Source organism: Paraburkholderia phytofirmans, from assembly GCF_046028095.1.
GTDB classification, from domain to species: Bacteria; Pseudomonadota; Gammaproteobacteria; order Burkholderiales; family Burkholderiaceae; genus Paraburkholderia; species Paraburkholderia phytofirmans_A.
Window position 1 is genome coordinate 15,698 of the sequence record NZ_JAQQDJ010000012.1, and the last position, 18,585, is coordinate 34,282.

The 18,585-nt window shown below is 59.5% G+C and carries 17 protein-coding genes; 5 read left to right on the forward strand and 12 right to left on the reverse strand.

Annotation, left to right across the window (positions count from 1 at the left end; all coding sequences use genetic code 11):
• Positions 1-22 precede the first annotated feature (22 nt).
• The 3 genes from PQR54_RS28775 to amaB all read right to left on the reverse strand — a co-directional run bounded on the left by PQR54_RS28775 (position 23) and on the right by amaB (position 4,141).
• Positions 23-1,219: an aminotransferase-like domain-containing protein gene (locus PQR54_RS28775; protein ID WP_408251682.1), complete on the reverse strand. Its 1,197-nt coding sequence runs from the start codon at positions 1,217-1,219 to the stop codon at positions 23-25.
• A gap of 119 nt (positions 1,220-1,338) precedes the next feature.
• The gene (locus PQR54_RS28780) at positions 1,339-2,511 is read right to left on the reverse strand and encodes an NAD(P)/FAD-dependent oxidoreductase (RefSeq protein WP_408251684.1); all 1,173 of its coding nucleotides are present in this window, start codon (positions 2,509-2,511) and stop codon (positions 1,339-1,341) included.
• A gap of 130 nt (positions 2,512-2,641) precedes the next feature.
• A complete protein-coding gene (gene amaB / locus PQR54_RS28785) occupies positions 2,642-4,141 on the reverse strand; it encodes an L-piperidine-6-carboxylate dehydrogenase (protein ID WP_408251686.1) in 1,500 nt (499 codons plus the stop codon).
• A 428-nt stretch (positions 4,142-4,569) separates the two neighbouring features.
• Between amaB and PQR54_RS28790 the strand changes: the two genes are divergently transcribed.
• Positions 4,570-5,502 (forward strand): NADP-dependent oxidoreductase, encoded by a 933-nt coding sequence (locus tag PQR54_RS28790; protein WP_408251687.1) that lies wholly within the window; start codon positions 4,570-4,572, stop codon positions 5,500-5,502.
• 92 nt (positions 5,503-5,594) lie between these two features.
• On the opposite strand, the gene PQR54_RS28795 is transcribed toward PQR54_RS28790, so the two are convergent.
• The 7 genes from PQR54_RS28795 to wrbA form a co-directional block, all read right to left on the reverse strand.
• The gene (locus PQR54_RS28795; RefSeq protein WP_408251689.1) at positions 5,595-5,951 is read right to left on the reverse strand and encodes a Rieske (2Fe-2S) protein; all 357 of its coding nucleotides are present in this window, start codon (positions 5,949-5,951) and stop codon (positions 5,595-5,597) included.
• 12 nt (positions 5,952-5,963) lie between these two features.
• Entirely contained in the window at positions 5,964-6,827 is an 864-nt protein-coding gene (locus tag PQR54_RS28800) for an intradiol ring-cleavage dioxygenase (RefSeq protein ID WP_408251691.1), read from the reverse strand.
• Positions 6,828-6,893: 66 nt separating this feature from the next.
• A complete protein-coding gene (locus tag PQR54_RS28805; protein ID WP_408251693.1) occupies positions 6,894-7,952 on the reverse strand; it encodes a maleylacetate reductase in 1,059 nt (352 codons plus the stop codon).
• A gap of 6 nt (positions 7,953-7,958) precedes the next feature.
• Positions 7,959-9,422 (reverse strand): aldehyde dehydrogenase family protein, encoded by a 1,464-nt coding sequence (locus PQR54_RS28810; protein WP_408251695.1) that lies wholly within the window; start codon positions 9,420-9,422, stop codon positions 7,959-7,961.
• A gap of 93 nt (positions 9,423-9,515) precedes the next feature.
• Positions 9,516-10,511 carry a hydroxyquinol 1,2-dioxygenase gene (locus PQR54_RS28815; protein ID WP_408229227.1) on the reverse strand — a complete coding sequence of 332 codons (996 nt, stop codon included), beginning with the start codon at positions 10,509-10,511 and terminating at the stop codon, positions 9,516-9,518.
• Between the two features lie 39 nt (positions 10,512-10,550).
• A complete protein-coding gene (locus PQR54_RS28820; protein WP_408251697.1) occupies positions 10,551-11,042 on the reverse strand; it encodes a cupin domain-containing protein in 492 nt (163 codons plus the stop codon).
• A gap of 239 nt (positions 11,043-11,281) precedes the next feature.
• Complete coding sequence (gene wrbA / locus PQR54_RS28825) at positions 11,282-11,908, reverse strand: NAD(P)H:quinone oxidoreductase (protein WP_408251699.1); 627 nt, start codon at positions 11,906-11,908, stop codon at positions 11,282-11,284.
• A gap of 412 nt (positions 11,909-12,320) precedes the next feature.
• Between wrbA and PQR54_RS28830 the strand changes: the two genes are divergently transcribed.
• Together PQR54_RS28830 and PQR54_RS28835 are read left to right on the forward strand one after the other, a co-directional pair.
• Complete coding sequence (locus PQR54_RS28830) at positions 12,321-13,532, forward strand: FAD-dependent oxidoreductase (protein WP_408251701.1); 1,212 nt, start codon at positions 12,321-12,323, stop codon at positions 13,530-13,532.
• A 186-nt stretch (positions 13,533-13,718) separates the two neighbouring features.
• Entirely contained in the window at positions 13,719-14,825 is a 1,107-nt protein-coding gene (locus PQR54_RS28835; RefSeq protein ID WP_408251703.1) for a porin, read from the forward strand.
• Positions 14,826-14,876: 51 nt separating this feature from the next.
• On the opposite strand, the gene PQR54_RS28840 is transcribed toward PQR54_RS28835, so the two are convergent.
• On the reverse strand, positions 14,877-15,809 hold the full coding sequence (locus PQR54_RS28840; RefSeq protein WP_408251705.1) for a LysR family transcriptional regulator: 933 nt from the start codon (positions 15,807-15,809) through the stop codon (positions 14,877-14,879).
• Positions 15,810-16,344: 535 nt separating this feature from the next.
• On the opposite strand from PQR54_RS28840, the gene PQR54_RS28845 reads away from it, so the two are divergent.
• Positions 16,345-16,605 carry a DUF4148 domain-containing protein gene (locus PQR54_RS28845; RefSeq protein ID WP_408251707.1) on the forward strand — a complete coding sequence of 87 codons (261 nt, stop codon included), beginning with the start codon at positions 16,345-16,347 and terminating at the stop codon, positions 16,603-16,605.
• A gap of 137 nt (positions 16,606-16,742) precedes the next feature.
• Positions 16,743-18,302, forward strand: coding sequence for an efflux transporter outer membrane subunit (locus PQR54_RS28850; protein WP_408251709.1), 1,560 nt, complete (start codon positions 16,743-16,745; stop codon positions 18,300-18,302).
• Here the strand turns inward: PQR54_RS28850 and PQR54_RS28855 are convergent.
• Positions 18,299-18,559, reverse strand: a complete 261-nt coding sequence (locus PQR54_RS28855) for a hypothetical protein (protein ID WP_408251711.1) — start codon at positions 18,557-18,559, stop codon at positions 18,299-18,301. The genes PQR54_RS28850 and PQR54_RS28855 overlap by 4 nt on opposite strands.
• Positions 18,560-18,585: the final 26 nt, after the last annotated feature.

An 18,585-nucleotide genomic window follows, 5' to 3' on the forward strand; every position in this document is an offset into this window, starting at 1 on the left:
GCGAGCACTACTTAAGCCGCAGTCAAGAATGTTCGAGCGCCTGCTTCATTCTCTGCACGCCGGTTTCGATATCCGCTACGCCAGGCGCGGCAAATGACAAGCGCAGTGCCGACGAATCGATATTGTCTTTATAGAACGCGACGCCCGGCACAAACATCACATTGCGCTCGATACAGGCGCGCAGATAATCGGATGCATTCTGACCGGCCTTCAATCGCGCCCAGACGAACATGCCGCCGGCAGGACGATGAAACGCGATCTGATCCGCCAGTTGCGCTTCGAGCGCGTCGCATAGCGTGCGGCATTTCGCGGCGTAGGCGTCGACGATGCGCGGCAAATGCCGCTCCAACGCGCCGCTCGCGAGGTACTCCGCGGCAATCGCCTGGGTCCACGGCGAGCTGCACAGATCGACGGTTTGCTTGGCGACCACGCAGCGTCGCAGAATCTCCGCATGCGCGAGCATCCAGCCCACGCGCAAGCCCGGCGCGACGATCTTCGAGAGACTGGAGAAATGCACGACCCAATCGCGCGAGCCCGGCACCTGTTCGCTCAGCGCGAGCAGCGAAGGTAACGCGGCGCCGCTGAAGCGCAGATCGCCGTAGGGATCGTCTTCGACGATCAGAAAGCGGTGACGCACCGCCACTTTCAGCAACGCCGTGCGACGTTCGAGCGACAAGGTCGCGCCGGTCGGATTCGCAAACGTGGGCACCGTGTACAACAGTTTCGGCGCGCGGCGCAGCGTGCCCGAGTCGAGCAGCGCGGCGAGCGCGTCGACGTCGAGGCCGTCCTGATCGACGGGAATCGTCACCACGTCGGCCTCTTGCAGCTTGAGCGCCTGCAAGGTCGCGGGATAAGCGGGCTGCTCGACCAGCACCACGTCGCCGGGCGCGACCATCACGCGCAGCAGCAAATCGAAACCTTGCTGCGAGCCGGTCGTCACCAGCAAGTCCTGCGGCGTGCAAGAAACGCCGCGGCGCGCCATCAGGTGCGCGAGTTGTTCTTTGAGGACAGGGAGGCCGTCGGTGGGGCCGTATTGCAGGCAGAGCGTGGTGTGTTGCGACGCGCGCGATGCAGCGGCATCGATCCCTTCACGATCGAACAGATCGCTCGCCGGATAGCCGCCGGCGAACGAGATCATGCCGGGTTGCGCCAGATACTTGAAGAGTTCGCGGATCGGCGAACCGGTCGGCGCTTCGAATGCGGGATTGAACGTGAACATGGTGACGGCCGCTTCTCAGGAAGAAAGATCGTCGCTGATTGTGACCATCGCCGAGGTGGGCGGCAAACGATATCTACGCACTACGTATTGCGTTTTCCGCATCACCCCGATGCACGCGGCTACACCACGTTCTTCTCCACGATGGGCCGATTTTCCAGCACACGCGTAAAGCTCAACGAGCCCAGATCGAGCGTCGTATAGCGGCCGTGCAGAATCAGTTCGCTGATGCCGCGCCCCGTTGCCGGACCTTGCTGCAAACCGTGCCCGCTAAAACCGTTGGCGAAAATGCAGTTATCGACATCCGGGTGATAGCCGATGATCGCGTTCTGATCGAGCACGTTGTATTCGTAATAGCCGGACCAGCAATTCTGCACGCGCAGCGCTTCGAATTGCGGCACTCGATGCGCGAGCGTCGGCCAGATCACGTCGTCGAAGAGCGCGTGATCGACTTCGTCGAGCGGCAGATCGTCAGGGTCGTTATCCGCCGAAGGCGACGTACCGCAGATAAAAGATTTGCCTTCAGGACGGAAATACACGCCACTCGGATCGATCAGCAACGGACACCGTTCGAGCTGCCCCGGCGACGTGACGTTGAAAATACTGCGGCGCCGCGCGTAGACCGGAATGTCGATGCCGACCATCTGCGCGACTTTGCGCGACCATGCGCCGGCTGCATTGACCACCACGTCGCAGGCGTAAGTCTCGCCGTTCGCCGTCTGCACTTGCGTGACGCGTTTGCCGTCGCGATGGACGGCGGTGACGTCGGCGGCGATGTAGCGCGCGCCGAGCGACTGCGCCTTCTTGCGCAGCGCCTGCACGAGTCCATAGCCGTCGAACCAGCCCTCGCCGCTTTCACCGTACGCGCCGGCCACGAGGTCTTCTGTATTGAGCCAGGGAAAGCGCGCTTGCAATGCGTGCTGGTCGAGCAGACTGATATCCGCGCCAAGACTCGTTTGCAGCGCGTGGTTCTCGCGCAGCGTCGTCTCGCCGGCGGGCGTCGCAAGGAACAGATAGCCGCCTTCGTGCAGATCGATCGACGGTTTGGCGCCGTCGACCTCGAGTCGTTCGCCGATCGAGCGCAAAAACTCGATACCGAACAGCGACATCTGTATGGAAAGCGGTGTGGAGAATTGCTGACGGATCGACGCCGCCGATAACGCCGACGAAGACCGCGCATAAGTCGGATCGCGTTCGATCACCGTGACGCTGACTGTCGGATCGGACAGCCGCAAGAAATACGCAATCGAGCTGCCGATCACCCCACCGCCAACGATCACGACTTTGGAACTCACGTCTCACTCCACGAGTAGCGTGGCCGCTCGCAAACGCCGGCGGCGCAAACGGATTGCTGAAGAGGGTTTATTCACGGCCGCAGCGGCGTGTAAACGCGCCGCTGCTTCTGACGTATTGAAGCGAACCGTATCAGCCGATATTGAAGTCGATACCCTGCGCGAGCGGCAACGCGGACGAGTAATTGACCGTGTTGGTAGCGCGGCGCATGTACGCCTTCCACGCATCCGAGCCCGACTCGCGGCCGCCGCCGGTTTCCTTCTCACCGCCGAACGCACCGCCGATTTCCGCGCCGCTCGGTCCGATGTTGACGTTCGCGATGCCGCAGTCGCTGCCCGAGTCGGACAGGAAACGTTCCGCTTCGCGCAGATCGGTGGTGAACACGCACGACGACAGGCCGTGCACCGCTGCGTTGTTCGCTTCGACTGCGTCGGCGAAATCTGTGTAACGCAACACGTACAGAATCGGAGCAAAAGTTTCCTTCAGCACCACCGACGTTTGCGACGGCATTTCGACGATCGCCGGACGCACGTAGTAGCCGTTTTCATAGCCCTTCACGTCGACACGTTCGCCGCCGAACACCTTGCCGCCTTCTGCCGTGGCCTGTTGCAGCGCTTCCTGCATGCGGCCATACGATTGCTTGTCGATCAGCGGGCCCATCAGCGTGCCCGTTTCGAGCGGATTGCCGATCGGCACCTTGCTGTACAACTGCTTAAGACGCTCGATGGTTTTGTCATACACGCTCTCATGCACGAACAAACGGCGCAGTGACGTGCAACGCTGGCCCGCAGTGCCCACCGCCGAAAACAGAATGCCGCGCATGGCGAGTTCGTGATCCGCCGTTTGCGTGACGATGCCCGCGTTGTTGCCGCCGAGTTCGAGCAGCGAGCGGCCAAAGCGCTTCGCCACTTCCACGCCGACCGTGCGGCCCATTTCCGTGCTGCCCGTCGCGCTGACAATCGACGCGCGCGGATCGGCCACCAGCTTCGCGCCCACATCGCGGCCGCCGTTGATCAAGGCGGTGAGGCCGGCCGGCGCGTCGCCGAATTCCTGCAATGCCTCGGTGAGAATCTGATTGACGGCGAGCGCGGTGAGCGGCGTCTTTTCCGACGGCTTCCAGATCACCGCATTGCCGCAGACCAGCGCGAGCGCCGCATTCCACGACCACACCGCGGCCGGAAAATTGAACGCCGAGATCACGACGCAGGTGCCCATGGGATGCCACGTCTCTGCCATGCGATGCCCCGGACGCTCCGAGGCGATCGTCAGGCCGTACAGTTGACGCGACAGACCGACCGCGAAATCGCAGATGTCGATCATTTCCTGCACTTCGCCCAAGCCTTCCTGAAGAATCTTGCCGGTCTCGAGCGTGATGATGCTGCCGAGCGCCTGCTTCTTCTCGCGCAGACGGTTGCCCAGCAGACGCACCAGTTCGCCGCGCCGCGGCGCCGGCACGTTGCGCCAGGCGGTGTATGCGTCTTTTGCCTGGGCGAGGGCCGTGTCGACTTCCGCCACCGTGTTGCTGGCCACGCGGCCGATGAGCTCGCCGGTGATGGGCGAATGAACCGCGATGTCGCCGGCTTGCGCCGCGTGGGCGATGCCGAGGTCGGCGAGGATGGTGGAAGCGTCCATGAGAATCCCTTTAATTTCCGATGCGAAACAAGAGTAAGTTCGGAAACTATACACGTGGGCTTTTGTGGCGGCAAGGGAAGCGTTCGCTTAGAAAGGTAAGGAGCCGTCTGACAGCTCCGGACACAAGGCGCCGACTTGCTCACCAAACCTTTGCTGGGCGGGGTGAGCCTGCTACCGATGGACTGCAAGAAACGTTGCCGTTCGCCTTGCCACTCCGTTCGTTTCGAGCGGGTCCTGGCGACGAAGATGGAGACGTTACGATGAGAAACGGCGTTTCTCTTAGGAAATTCCTACGTATTTTGCCTTATGCCCTTCTAGCGCGTTTGCGCCGTGAAATTCGGCGTGTATCCTGTCTTTCCGGCTACCGTTCGCAAGCATATTGCCCGCATACCTGCAGCCGTCGATTTCCCAGACTATCGGAGACAAAAATGACGACGATGATGAAAGCAATTCAGGTCTCAAGGTTCGGCGGTCCGGAAGTCCTTGAGTTGGTCGATCTCGAACGGCCTCGACCCGCGGCGCAAGAGGTTGTCGTTCAAGTCGCGAACGCCGGTGTCGGTCCTTGGGATGCCTGGATCCGCGCGGGGAAAAGCGTGCTTCCGCAGCCGCTGCCGTTAGTGCCGGGATCGGACATCTCAGGAACAGTCGTCGAAGTTGGGCAGGGCGTGACGGACTTTGCAATAGGCGATCGTGTATTCGGCGCGACCAATCCGCGCTTCACGAACGGTTACGCCGAGTTCGCCCCGGTCCACGCAGGCATGATCGCAAAACTGCCATCGTCAATGGATTTCGAGCAGGGAGCATCATTGCCTGTCATCGCCGTTACCGCGTGGCAAATGCTGCACGACTTCGCGAAAATCTCGCCTGGTCAACGAGTGCTCGTTTATGGCGGTGCGGGGAACGTCGGCGCTTACGCTGTGCAACTAGCCCGCATTGCCGGCGCCGAGGTTGTTGCCACCGCTTCGCAACGCGATCTCGAGAGCGTCAGAGACAGCGGTGCGCAAGAGGTTGTGGAACGATCACAATCACTCGATGCATATCGGGGCGTGTTCGATGCGGTGATCGATACTGTCGGGGGTGATGTGCTCAAGGCTTCCTATCCGCTCGTCAAGCGCGGTGGCGCAATCGTATCCATTGTTGAGAAGCCGGACGCCGAGCGTGCGTCACAATGCGGATTACGCGCGGATTTCCTGCTGGTCTCCGTCAACACATCGACTCTCGAAAAACTCGCCGATCTCGCCGCGACTGGCCAGTTGAAAACCTCTATTGGTGACGTGCTCCCTCTTCGTCAGGCGCAACTCGCCCACCAGATGATGGAAGGTTTAAAACACAAGCCGGGAAAAACACTCCTCGTACCATAGTTAGCTTCGTCCGGCTGAGGCGTGGGGCCGCCGGCCGAGTCAATCTACCTAGTCGAGCCGCTCGAGTTAACTCATAGACTACTCAGACGACCTCACGCCTTTACCACCACTTTCCGTCCCTCAACGCATACACCGACCGGTGTCAGTGTCGCGCCCATACACGGGCCGTCGACGCACCGTCCGTCTTCAAAGCGAAACATCGCACTGTGATGCGCGCACATCAGCAGTTCACCATCGTAGGCCCAGAACGTGTCGGGCTCGTAATTCAGCGGGATCGAAAAATGAGGGCAGACGTTGTGATATGCCCACGCATGGTCGCCACGCCGCACAACGACGACGCCTGGCATTCCCAAGTCCCCCTGAACCGAAACGCCAATTGCGCCACCATCTGGCACGTCATCGAGCACGCAGAGAAAGCCCGCTTGCTGTTCATCTTGCGTTACGGACATCGCATCGCCCCCTCAGGCACTGCGCCGGCACAACACGAAATCGCGCTGCACTTCGTAGAACGGGCTCGGCAAATCCCACTTCCCGGCCGCCGATTCATTGTCATTCGGCACATAGTCAATGACGAGAGAAGGCTTTGCACCGAACACCGCGTCGGAATCGATGTACTCGTCGCGCGCCGAATAGAGCGCAGTCGTCAGCGTCTCGTAACCGGGCGCTTCGATCAGGAAATGAATGTGTCCAGGGCGCATCGGATGGCGGCCGGTTGCCAGCAGCATCTGTCCAACCGGGCCGTCCGTCGGAATCGGATAACTGGTTGGTTTGATGGTTCTGAACGCGTATTCGCCATTCGGACCGGAGCGGAATTTGCCGCGCAAATTACTCTCCGGCTGATCCATGTCCTGACCTTCGTACATGCCGTTGTTCGCCGTCTGCCAGACTTCGATGAGAGCGCCCGCCACCGGGCCGCCGTGCTCATCGATCAGGCGTCCATGGATGAGCGCGGGTTCCCCTTCCGTACGCGCGATGTTGGCGCCGAATGCCTCCTCGTTTGCGCCTTCACGATAAAACGGCCCGAGCAGACTGCTTTCGGTACTGTGGCCCTCATGTCCATGATTGATCGCGTCGAGTACGATCGACAGGCCCAAGGTATCCGACAAGAGAATAAATTCCTGGCGAATGCCGTCGCACTTTTGCCCCGTCGCAGTGAGGAAATCGATGCCTCGCCGCCATTCGTCGCCGGTCAATTGAACTTCGATGGCGAACGCGTGCAGATGCTCGACGAGCGACCTCATGATTTCTTGCAGGCGTGCATCGGCACCGCCCGCAACGGTGTCCAGAACACGTTCGGTCAGGGGATGGAGAGGAGATTGTTTCATTGGCTGTTTCATTGCGTCGCTCGATGTTCGATTCGGAAGAAAGCTGCGTCAAGTGCCACTGCGTCGCTACGTCGGCCTTCGCCCTTCGAACGCGTTTTCAAGCAGGGCGCGCAATGGTCCGCGCTCCACGGGACGCGGGTTCCAGTACGGGTTTTTCAAAGCGAGCGTAAGCGCAACTTCGAGATCGTCCTCTTTAAGGCCGATGTCCTTTAATGCAGTCGGCGCCCCGTTGTCGCGAGCTAGATCGAACACTGCTTGCGCAGCGTCGTCGGCGTGCAACGCGCGGGCAATGCGCTTCATCGCGACGGGTGCGGCGTCGCGGTTATAGGCCAGCACGTGCGCGAGGACAATCGTATGGGCTTCCGCATGCGGCAGATTGAATGTCCCGCCGAGCGTGTGACACAGCTTGTGATGCAGCGCCATGCCTACGCTTCCGAGTACCGAACCGCACAGCCATGCGCCGTAAAGACAGTCAGCGCGCGCGTGCGGGTCGGCAGGGTCTTGCATCACTCGCGGCAGCCCGGCGCCGAGCGCGCGGATACCCTCTTCCGCCATCAGACTGACGATCGGGTTCGCGTCCTGCGCATAGAGTCCTTCCGCCGCATGAGCAATCGCGTTGATGCCACTGGTCAGCGACAATGCCCGAGGCAATGTCGTCGTCAAGGCCGGGTCGTAGATCACCGTCTTCGGCAACACGCGCAGATCGCGTCCTGTCTTCTTCACGCCGGCCTCCGTGAGGCCATATATGGGCGTCATTTCCGAGCCGGCATAAGTGGTCGGAATGGCGATGATCGGCAGAGAAGTTTCAAGTGCAATCGCCTTGCCGAGGCCGGTAGTCGAGCCGCCTCCCAATGCAATCGCACAATCCGCGCCGACGCGCGCTGCAAACTCACGCGCCGCGCGCGCTGTTTCAACAGGCACGTGCATCACCGCTTCTGCGTACACGCCGGCCGCGCGCGATCCGAGACTCGCGGCCAGCGCGTCCGCCTGCGCACGCTGTTGCGGCGTGGCCAGCACAAGCGCGCGCGTCGCGCCGAGCAAGTCGATCTCGCGGCCGAGTTGGTCGAGACTGCCCTGACCGAAGATCACGCGTGAAGGCAAACCGTTGTAGATGAATGGCTTCATGTCGGCTCAGCGCGGGTAGTAAGGCGGAAGCTGCGCGTCCACGTTGACCCAGACCGACTTGGGCTGCGTATATTCACGCATCGCTTCGAATCCCATTTCGCGGCCGTAGCCGCTTGCGCCGACGCCGCCGAAGGGCGAACCAGGATTGACACGCTTATAGCAGTTGACCCACACCATGCCGGCCCGAATCTCGCGCGCGATCAGATGCGCGCGTTGCAGATCACGCGTCCACAGACCCGCGCCGAGACCATATTCGGTGCCGTTCGCAATGGCGAGTGCTTCTTCGTCGGTGCGGAATGTCGTGACCGTCATGAACGGCCCGAACACTTCTTCCTGCGAGACCCGATGCTCCGGCTTCGCTTCGACGATGGTCGGCTCGACATAGCAACCGTTGGCCAGCGCGGCATTATTTGGCGCCTTGCCGCCGGCAAGCACGCGACCACCCTGTTCGCGCGCGACATCGACGAACGAAAGCACACGGTCGCGATGCTGACGCGAGGTGAGCGGTCCCATTTCGGTGGATGGATCGAGTGGATCGCCGATTTTGATCGTGCGGCTCAAAGCGGCGAACTTTTCGAGTGCTTCATCCGCGATCGATTCGTGCACGATCATCCGCGAACCGGCAATGCAAGCTTGCCCCTGGTTGTGGAAAATCGCAAACGCGGAGCCTTGCACGACGGCGCCGATATCGGCGTCTTTGAAAACGATATTGGCGCCTTTACCGCCAAGTTCGAGTTGTACCTTCTTCAGATTGCCGCTCGACGCCTGCACGATCCTGCGGCCCACAGCAGTCGATCCGGTGAAGGCGACCTTGCTGATCTGCGGATGTTCGGCAATGTACTGACCCGCCACCTGACCCAAGCCCGGCAGAATATTGACGACGCCTTCAGGAAAACCGACTTCGGCCATCAATTCGGCAATCGCGAGACTGGACAGCGGCGTCAGTTCAGCCGGCTTCATGACGACGCAATTGCCCGCCGCCAGCGCCGGCGCCATCTTCCAGCTCGTGAACATCAGCGGAAAATTCCAGGGAACGATCTGTCCCACCACGCCGACCGGCTCGCGCGTCACGTAGTTGAGGAAGCCTGGCTCTACAGGAATCACCGAACCTTCGAACTTGTCGGCCATGCCGCCGAAATAGCGGAACGTGGCCGCGGTGCGCGGCACGTCGAGGTTGCGGGTATCGCGGATCGGATGGCCCGTGTCGAGCGATTCGAGCCGGGCGAGCGCGTCGGCATTTGCTTCTATCGCGTCGGCGAGTTTGAGCAGCAGACGCCCTCGCTCCGCGGCGGCGAGCTTGCTCCACTTCGGGAATGCGGCCTTCGCCGCCGCGACAGCTCGATCGACGTCCGCAGGGCCGGCCATCGATACATCGGCGATCACCGAGTTATCGTGCGGGTTCAGCGTAGCGACTGTTTCGCCGCTTGCCGATTGCACGAAGCGGCCGCCGATAAAGAGTTGGGTTTGCATGTCAATCCTGCGCGGTGAAAATCTGGACGCGACTTCTCCCGCGACGCTGGCGCTGCCAGCGCAGTCGAAACAGTCGAGGGAGAAGTCGAAGAATTACATCTGGATCGGATACGGCGGCAGTTCACCGCTTTCGTAGCGCTTGGGCAGATCGGGCGTGGCGTTCTCCCACACCAGCAGCATCGAGCGTTTCTGCGAGTACCCTTTGTGGCGGATATCCGCGGGCATTGCCGCGATATCGCCCGCATTCATCGTGATACGCGCACGCGGTTCGCCACTATCTTTGTCCGCAATGTCCCAGATGATCTTGTCCGAAAGCTGCAGGAACCATTCGACGCGGTCATTGCCGTGGAACACGGGCAACATGAATTCTTCCGTAGTCGGGCAAAAAAGACTTTGCTGGCATACCGACGTAACGGACGGGTTCCACGTCACATCCGAACGCGACAGATACTTGAACAGACTGAACGCGTGCAGCGTCTTCTCGAAGCCCGGCTCAGCGTGAATCTCCGGCTCGTCCTGGACGACGTCGGCAAAGTGACGATTGACTGGCAGATCGTCGCGCAGCGGCGAATCGCCCTCCATGCCCGGCATACGTTTAGTCGCAATGCGGAACCGTTCGATGGCCTCGATGTTGTCGCCATGTTTGCTGCCGAAGGCCGATCCGGTCTCTCCGGGTGCCGCGAATGGGTCGAACCCTTCATTGACCCAATCTTTCAGGATTGCCTTGAAGGTCGCCATGATCAGCGGCGTCTCGAACTGCTGCGTGAAATCGATGCCCGCTTCCTTGAAGCTCGCGTTGTACGAGCCGGCATAGAGGTCGACCTTGCCGTAGTGGTTGCGCGTGCCGATGACGTGATCGAAGTTGACCCAGCCGTAGAAGAAACCCCAGGCGACGTCGCGCATCATCGCGCGCAGAAAGTCGTCGGCGGGAATCTGGTGAGTGCGCGTCTGCCCATTGACGGGCCACTTCACGGTGGCGAAATACGAGTCGCGGCTGAACTCGAAGTCGCCGAGTTGAAATGTGCGATAACCGGTTACCGCGTCCGCCTCACTCGCCGTGACAGCTTGAAGGTTGCTTTTGTTTTCCACAATGAACTCCGTAATTGGCTTGTCTCAAGAGTGAGTGAATCAGCGCACGCAGATATCGGCCCACTTCTCGACCGAGTGACGGCCGAGAATGGTTTGCACAAGTAGCACGCCTGTCGTCACCGCATCGAAGCGATAAGCGGAGTGCGCGGGCAATAGTGCCTGGTGGCCTCGGCGCAAACGCACGCGTCCCATCGCCTGGCCCGCCGGCTTCGTATCGAGACGCACGCTGCCTTCAATACTCGCATCGACGAGCGGGCCCTCAGATGGTTTGACAAAATGCACGTCGATCTCACCATCGAGCGCCACGACAAACTCATCGTGCGATGCGCTGAACCACGGCGAAACTCCTTCCGCACGGAGAGTCTCGATCACGTACTTGAGATTTTTCCCCACGACAATCTTTTCGTATGGCTTAGCGGTGCCTGCGACCTCGAACACGTTCGACATCGCGTAATGCTCGGGCTTTCCGCTGATGATCTCGATTGACCCTTTCTTGAAACTATTCAAGCTGCCGAATAGTGTCTGTTCCATGTCTGCCTCCAAAAATTCCATGAATGTGATGCGTGAATGAAGGTTAAGTCGCGACGGTTCTCACATCAACGCCTGAGCCGTTCTGGATTCGCGAACCACACGTACTCGAAGACGTCGCCAGGAGATCTACTTAGTGGCGAACCCGCACGATCGCTTCGGATAAATATGCGCGCCAATGGAGCCTCCCACTCACACATGAGGTAGTTGTTGCGAATGACCCTGCGATCGGGCCAAGGCGATCAATTTGTCCTGCTGACCAGACGCTTGGCGATTGTCGCGACATGCTCGCCTTGAAACCTGGCGATTTGCAGTTCATTTTCGCTGGGCTGGCGCGAGCCGTCGGCACCGGCCAACGTGGAGGCGCCGTACGGCGTACCGCCGGAGATTTCGCTCATGTTGACGAGACGCTGTTCGGAATAAGGAACGCCAACAATCACCATGCCGTGATGCAGCAGCGTGGTGTGGAAGCTGGTGATCGTCGTCTCCTGGCCTCCGTGCTGGGATGCTGTGCTCGTAAATACGCTGCCGACCTTGCCGATCAAGCCACCCGACATCCACAGGCCGCCGGTTTGATCCAGGAAGTTGCGCATCTGTGCGCACATGTTGCCGAAGCGCGTCGGCGTACCGAAGATAATGGCATCCGCTTCCGCGAGAATTTCCGGCGTTGCGTAAGGAATACTTCCGAAAGCAGCGCGATAGCCTTTGACCCCGCTCTTGACCAGAACATCCTCGGGTACGAGTTCGGGAACCTGCAACAGTGTGACCTCCGTATCACCAACTGCTCGCGCGCCGGCGGCAATTGACTCGGCCATCTTGTAGATGTGCCCGTACGAACTGTAGAAAACGATCTGAATTTTGGTTGCCATGTCTATTCCCTAAGTTGGGTTTTCTGTCTGAACGCAGATTGCAATCGACCCGGATCAAGGACCGGTCATCTGCTCGTTTCAGCATAAGCAGGAGCCCCCAACAAAACAACGGCGCCAACGGTCCGGTTTGACGAACCATGCGGTTGCAAAAAACAAACGATCAATTCGCGGCTTCCTGCGGCGAACATCGCACTGTTCCGTCATTAAACGCATGTCAACCGGATTTACCCTCCCGATACGTGCGCAGGGCACCGCTAAAAACCGATCAGTCCGTTTGCGAACGGCAAACCGGATCGCATTGCCTCAGTTAATCCGGTTGGTTACGCTTGATTCAAATTTCCCGACCACGCGCAGTTCGACTTTCAGGTGGCGGAATTTTCCCCTGCAGATGCACATCGATAGGAGACAGAACATGGAAACATTGGATGGAGTGGTCGTCGTCGGTGGAGGCCCCGTCGGACTCCTTACCGCCCTCAAACTCGGCAGGGCCGGCGTTCGTGTTGTCGTACTCGAATCAGAATCCGGCATCTCGCCGTCGCCACGCGCCGTGGCCTACATGCCACCCACTGCCGCAGCTCTGGACCGCTTCGGCCTGCTCGACGATATTCGCAAACGCGCAGTGTGGTGTCCTGACTTCGCCTATCGTCACGGCGATGGTTCACTCATCGCCAAAATGGACTGGAGTGTCCTCGCCAAGGACACAAACTACCCATACATGTTGCTGCTCGGACAGAACCACGTGTCCGGTGTCATCCTTCAGCATTTGCGCACGCTAACCAATGTCGATATCCGCTGGAATCATCGCGTGGAAAGCATCGACCAGGACTCGTCATGGGCAACTATCCAGACCACGGGGCCGGGTGGCACGACACGCCTGCGCTCGCGCTGGGTCGCAGCCACCGATGGCGCCCGCAGCACGGTGCGCGAAAAAATCGGCATGACCTTCGACGGGATCACCTGGCCTGAGCGTCTCGTGGCAAGCAACGTTTTCTACGACTTCTCGCTGCATGGCTACTCACGCGCCAATTTCGTTCACGACCCTGTGGATTGGGCTGTCGTCGTCCAACTCGATCAGAGTGGCCTATGGCGTGTCTGTTACGGCGAAGATCCGTCTATATCGGAGGCCGAAGTTCGCCGACGTCTGCCTGAACGCTTCAAGCGCCTGCTCCCCGGCGCTCCCGCACCCGAACAGTATCGAGTCGATCACCTCAATCCGTACCGGGTTCATCAGCGGTGCGCACCGGAATTCCGCCGTGGCCGCGTGATTCTCGCCGGTGATGCCGCGCACGCAACCAATCCCATGGGTGGTCTCGGGTTGTCGGGTGGCGTGCTCGATGCGGAGCATCTTGCTGAAGCACTGATCTCCGTGATCAAGGAAGCCGCGCCGCTCAGGCTGCTCGACGAATACGCCGTCGATCGCCGCAAGGTGTTTCTTGAGTTCACCTCTCCGACGGCCACTGCCAACTTCACGTGGATGAAAGAAAGCGACCCGGCCCAACGCGCCCGCGACACTGCCATGTTCGAAAAGGCCGGCACCGATCGCTCCGTCATGCGGCAGATCCTGCTCGACTTCGAAAAGCTGAATGGCAAGCGGTTTGTCGAACCGCAACTCCTCGCTGCATGACGCACAGACGTCTGAAGGTCTGACAGCGCATAACGCTGTCGGACCGCCTGATGGCATCCGCCGCGGACGTCCACACACAACGCACTAAACCTTTCTGACCTCGCGAGGCGAGGCCGGAAACGGGTCTTCTCGCGGCCTTGCAACTCGTCCGCGCCTCCGCTTTTCAGAATTGAACGGAAGGGAAAGATGAAAAAAGCCGTTGTCATTGCAGCAACCTTGTTCACCTTCGCGCCGTTTGTCCGTGCTGAAAATAGCGTCGTGATGTTTGGTCTGATCGATGCAGGCATCTCGTACATTAGCAATCGCGGCGGTTCATCGTCGTGGAAAATGGACGACGGGGTCGGCGTTCCTAATCTTTTCGGGCTCCAAGGTAGCGAGCAAATCGATACAAGCACGAAAGTTATCTTTCGGCTCGTCTCGCAATTCCTGCTTGGTACGGGATCGACAGTGGGTTTCAGGAGCAACGCGGATCAATCGAGCGGGCTTTTATTTTCTCGCGAAGCTTTCGTCGGACTATCAGATGATCATCTAGGCACGTTGACATTCGGACGCCAGCAAGACTTCATGGTCGACACCCTTCTAGGAGACATCGACGCGGACGCCGCCGCATACATGGGTGGTTTTTATAACTTCCGGGACGGCCCATTCAGCGGGCTCGAGCTTCCAGATTCACCCCCGAACGAAGCATATGATTTTGACCATATGAACGGAAGCGAACCGCTGTCCAATTCAATCAAATATAAATCGCCCACACTCGCCGGCATGACGGTGGGCTATCTTTTTGCGTTCGGGAATGCTGCAGGAAATTTTAGACAGAATAGCGCATCGAGTGCGGGCGGAAGTTTCGCTGCTGGTCCACTCGCCATCGGCGCGGCCTATACATCCGTGCGCTATGCGCAGTTGGGAGGCGGGGCCATCCAGAATATCGGCGCCGGCGTGCGATATTCGATCGGAACAAGCCAGATCTCCGCGCTATATACGAACACACACAACACCGCGAACGGGGCGACGGTGAACATGATCCAGAGCGGCGGCTTGTATCGCTTCACACCTGCTGTCGCGTTCGGCGCGGACTATATGTACATGTGGGGTAATGACGTTGTCAATCGGCACCACGCTCATCAGGTGACGGCGGTTGCACAATACATTCTGTCCAAGCGGACGACGACTTATGTCAACGTTGTCTACCAGATCGCAAATTCGGGCGCCTCGGCTTCTATCAACGGAACATTTGGGCCGTCGAGCAGCCGTTCTCAATGCATAGGCCGCGTGGGCATTCAAACGCGATTCTAGATGCTGCTGCCCTGCCGAAGAAAACGCGGGTCAGTTTGACCGCGGTAAAAATCAGGTGCTGCTTCCTGGCGTAAGACCGAGCAAGCGATCCCATTCGGGTTCCATCGAAAACGTAGACGAGAGCAGATCGAGGAACAGCTTCACTTTCGCCGTCGCGCGGTGTGAGGTTGGGTAGACTGCAGAAAAGTACGGAACATCCGTCTCGAACTCGGACAGGACACGAACGAGCCGTCCTTGCAAAAGATCGTGATAGGCAACCATGGTCGGCAGATACGCGATTCCCATCCCCCTGCGTGCAAACTCCTGCACCAGATGTACGCTATTGGAGCGAAGCGCAGGCACCAATGTCACCTCGCTGTGCTGCGAACCGTTGTTTAGCGACCATCGGTTGCGCCACGGATAGTATCGGTAGCACGCGAAATCGTGCGCACCGAGATCGTCTGGAGTCGAAATAGGCGCCACGCCTTCAAGATATCCCGGAGTGGCGACAAACACCCCTCGCATCCGAAATAGTCGACGCTCGATCAGAGATTCCGACGCTGGCGGGAATATCTGAAGCACGACGTCATAACCCTCCTGCACCGGGTCCACTACCTGATCGTTTGCGAAGACATCGAACTCGACGCGCGGATTACTTTTCCTGAATGTCTCGATGATGCCGGGAAGGTGTTCGAGCGCGAAACCGTTCAGTGCGGCGACCCGTATGGTTCCGGCTAGAGCAGTGGTCGTGTCTCGCGATCGCTGGGAAAGCGCCTGCATGCGACCGATCAGATCGTGACACTCGGAGTAGTAGGAGATGCCAAACTCCGACAGTTTCACCGCCCTGCTCGAGCGGTGAAAAAGCGAAACGCCCAGATGCTCTTCAAGTTGTTGTACCCGCGTACTGATGACAGACTTGGCGACGCCGATTTGCCTCGCCGCTGCCGCGAAGTTGCCGGACTCGGCGACACGCACGAATGCTTCAATACTTAAGTAGATATCCATGAAACGTCTCCGGCCTCTGGGGCGCTTGCCGCGAACGTCCTGGCCGCCCAGCGTTTCAACGCTAACTGCTCGGCCAGCGCGAACGTAAGGTGCGAGATGGGTCTGAAAACGATACCACGTCGATTAGTAAGTCACTATGGTGGAATTCCCACCGCGCGCACCACATCGAGCGTCATGGAAACCATTTCTTGATGGCTATCGAAATGGTTGGCACGCCGACCACATGCGCAAAAGCGTGTGATGAGCCGTTCATGTCGTAGCCGGACGCGAATGGCGATAGCGACCGTTCGTTTTCCGCGAACGTACCGTTCGCGCAAAGCCGACGACGGAAATGCGGGGGACAGGGCATCGCCTCCGCTCATCGCTGAGTGAAGCACAGGTGCTAAAACGCGATCAGTACGTTTGCGATTAGCGCTCTATGCCGTTGCCGGAAAGCATCGAAAACCACATTTACATCCCTTAAAGTATGCAGATACTTTTAAGTATGTTTACGGTCAATCGCTTTCCAACTCACCAGCCCAAGGCCATGCCAGCCATGACACATCCCGTTCCGCTTTGCCTCCTGGCACTCGCTTCGATCGTTCCCGTGACAGTATTCGCGCAAGACACCGAACATCCCACTCGCACCCAGGTTCGTGAAGAACTAGCCGACCTGGAGCAACGTGGGTATAACCCCGGCGATTGGGTTCACTATCCACAAAGTCTGCGCATCGCGCAAAGGCGCTCCGAGCCGGCTGCGAACGAGCAACGTCATGACAATCGACCCGCTCAGCTCCAGCCGTCGCGGGCTGAATGAGTCAGCAGCCGTGCGCCGACGCTTTCAAGGCGAGTGCCCGGAGCAACTTAATATACCTTTTAGTATTCAAATACCTTATGGTATATTAAAGGCACATCATCACCGTGCCGGGAATCGAGATGCCTCTGACAGCTTCAATGCGTGCTTCACTGTCCGCGCTCGCGCTTTTAAGCGTGGCTGCTTGCAGTGTCGGCCCCGATTTCCGGTCGCCGAACGCGACACCACCCCTTAGTTCGCTCACCAGCCGCACGAATGATGTGCCAAGTCGGCTGACGGATCAGTACCTCAATCCGGAATGGTGGACGCTATTGAACGACCCTCTGCTGACATCGCTCGAAGTCCGCGCGACGAGTCAAAACCTGGATCTGCAATCCGCGCAGGCGCGGATAGGTCAAAGCAGAGCAAAGCTCCGTATCGCGGGCGCCGATCTATATCCGACCATCGGCGCGAATGCGTCCGAGTTGCGTGAGCGGGCCAGTCCAAACGGAATACTCAAACTGACCGGGCCGTCCAGCCCGGTCAGCGCAACCGCAGCCAACGGTGCCGACCCTTATGGAACGAGTGCACTGAGTGGAAGTGGCGGCTCCGCGCCATACAATCTTTGGCAGTACGGATTCGACGCGAGCTGGGAGCTGGATCTGTGGGGGCGTGTGCGGCGAACCCGGGAATCCGCGCAGGCCAACGCAGAAGCAGCGGCACTCGAAGCCGCAGGCGTAAAAGTATCCGTTTCCGCCGAAGTCGCGCGGACCTATCTCGAGCTTCGCGGTGTCCAGAACACGCTGGACATAGCGCGAAAGAACCAGGACATTGCACGCGCGAGTCTGCGGCTTGCGAAACATCGGCAGGATGAAGGCGTCGCAACCCGATACGACAGTGCGAGCGCGGCAGCGCAGCTTGCAACGGTCAGCGCATCGATTCCCGACCTCGAACGGCAGGTGTCCGCGCTCATGAATGCATTGGCGCTTCTGGTCGACGAAGCGCCGCATGCGCTCGATGACGAACTGCAGGCGGCAGTGACCGTTCCGGTCCCGCCGGATAACGTGCCGGTCGGGCTTCCATCAGAGCTCGCGCACCGCCGTCCGGACATTTTGCGTGCGGAGGCAGCATTGCACGCCGCGACCGCCGACATCGGCGCAGCCAAAGCCAACTTCTACCCGACCGTCAGTCTGACCGGCAGTTTCGGCATTCAGGCACTGAAATTCAGCGAAGCGGGAGACTGGAGCGCGCGACAGTTTGCGTTCGGCCCTGTGCTGCATCTACCGATTTTTGAAGGTGGTCGCCTCATGGGCACACTCGCCTTGACCAAAGCACGGCAGCAGGAAGCCGCTATCCAGTATCAACGCACGGTTCTCGGCGCCTGGCACGAGGTGGACGACAGCATCACGGCGTATCGGAGCGAGCAACTTCGGTACGCGCAGCTTGGCACCGCCGTCGATGAAAACCGCATTGCATTTGAGACCGCGAAGAATCGCTATGGACAAGGCGCTTCCACATTTCTGACCGTACTCATCGCTCAACGCGACCTGCTCGCCAGTGAAACCGCTTTATCGCAGAGCCGGACGAATGTTTCGCTCGCGATGGTGAAGCTCTACAAGTCTCTCGGCGGCGGATGGAATGCCCCACTCGACAACGGCCAGACGACCCCTGTCGCGAGTGCGGGACATCCCGCGCCCGCAAGTGGGGTGGCGGGTGGCTAACCGCGAGATCCTGAGGCCTCTGCAGCGGCACGATCCGCAGCGAGTTGGGCTTCTGCGAGGCCGCAGGCGATACCTGATCCGGCCTCGCCGGTACCGCTGAACGTTTCGATTTCCCAGCGCCATTGACCGTCCAGTTCGTCCTGCCAAACGTACAACCGACGATGATCGACGCTGAACAGATTCGGATCGAGATCACGCGCCCAAGCGCTAGTTTCTGACTCGACGACTTCATGCCATTCGGACATAGGGGTATCCATGTGTTCGCTCCTTTAAATACCAATCA

Coding starts and splice junctions, on each gene's coding strand:
- PQR54_RS28775 (WP_408251682.1), bottom strand. CDS start 1,219: ATGTTCACGTTCAATCCCGCATTCGAAGCGCCGACCGGTTCGCCGATC.
- amaB (WP_408251686.1), bottom strand. CDS start 4,141: ATGGACGCTTCCACCATCCTCGCCGACCTCGGCATCGCCCACGCGGCG.
- PQR54_RS28790 (WP_408251687.1), top strand. CDS start 4,570: ATGACGACGATGATGAAAGCAATTCAGGTCTCAAGGTTCGGCGGTCCG.
- PQR54_RS28795 (WP_408251689.1), bottom strand. CDS start 5,951: ATGTCCGTAACGCAAGATGAACAGCAAGCGGGCTTTCTCTGCGTGCTC.
- PQR54_RS28800 (WP_408251691.1), bottom strand. CDS start 6,827: ATGAAACAATCTCCTCTCCATCCCCTGACCGAACGTGTTCTGGACACC.
- PQR54_RS28805 (WP_408251693.1), bottom strand. CDS start 7,952: ATGAAGCCATTCATCTACAACGGTTTGCCTTCACGCGTGATCTTCGGT.
- PQR54_RS28810 (WP_408251695.1), bottom strand. CDS start 9,422: ATGCAAACCCAACTCTTTATCGGCGGCCGCTTCGTGCAATCGGCAAGC.
- PQR54_RS28820 (WP_408251697.1), bottom strand. CDS start 11,042: ATGGAACAGACACTATTCGGCAGCTTGAATAGTTTCAAGAAAGGGTCA.
- wrbA (WP_408251699.1), bottom strand. CDS start 11,908: ATGGCAACCAAAATTCAGATCGTTTTCTACAGTTCGTACGGGCACATC.
- PQR54_RS28830 (WP_408251701.1), top strand. CDS start 12,321: ATGGAAACATTGGATGGAGTGGTCGTCGTCGGTGGAGGCCCCGTCGGA.
- PQR54_RS28835 (WP_408251703.1), top strand. CDS start 13,719: ATGAAAAAAGCCGTTGTCATTGCAGCAACCTTGTTCACCTTCGCGCCG.
- PQR54_RS28840 (WP_408251705.1), bottom strand. CDS start 15,809: ATGGATATCTACTTAAGTATTGAAGCATTCGTGCGTGTCGCCGAGTCC.
- PQR54_RS28845 (WP_408251707.1), top strand. CDS start 16,345: ATGACACATCCCGTTCCGCTTTGCCTCCTGGCACTCGCTTCGATCGTT.
- PQR54_RS28850 (WP_408251709.1), top strand. CDS start 16,743: ATGCGTGCTTCACTGTCCGCGCTCGCGCTTTTAAGCGTGGCTGCTTGC.
- PQR54_RS28855 (WP_408251711.1), bottom strand. CDS start 18,559: ATGGATACCCCTATGTCCGAATGGCATGAAGTCGTCGAGTCAGAAACT.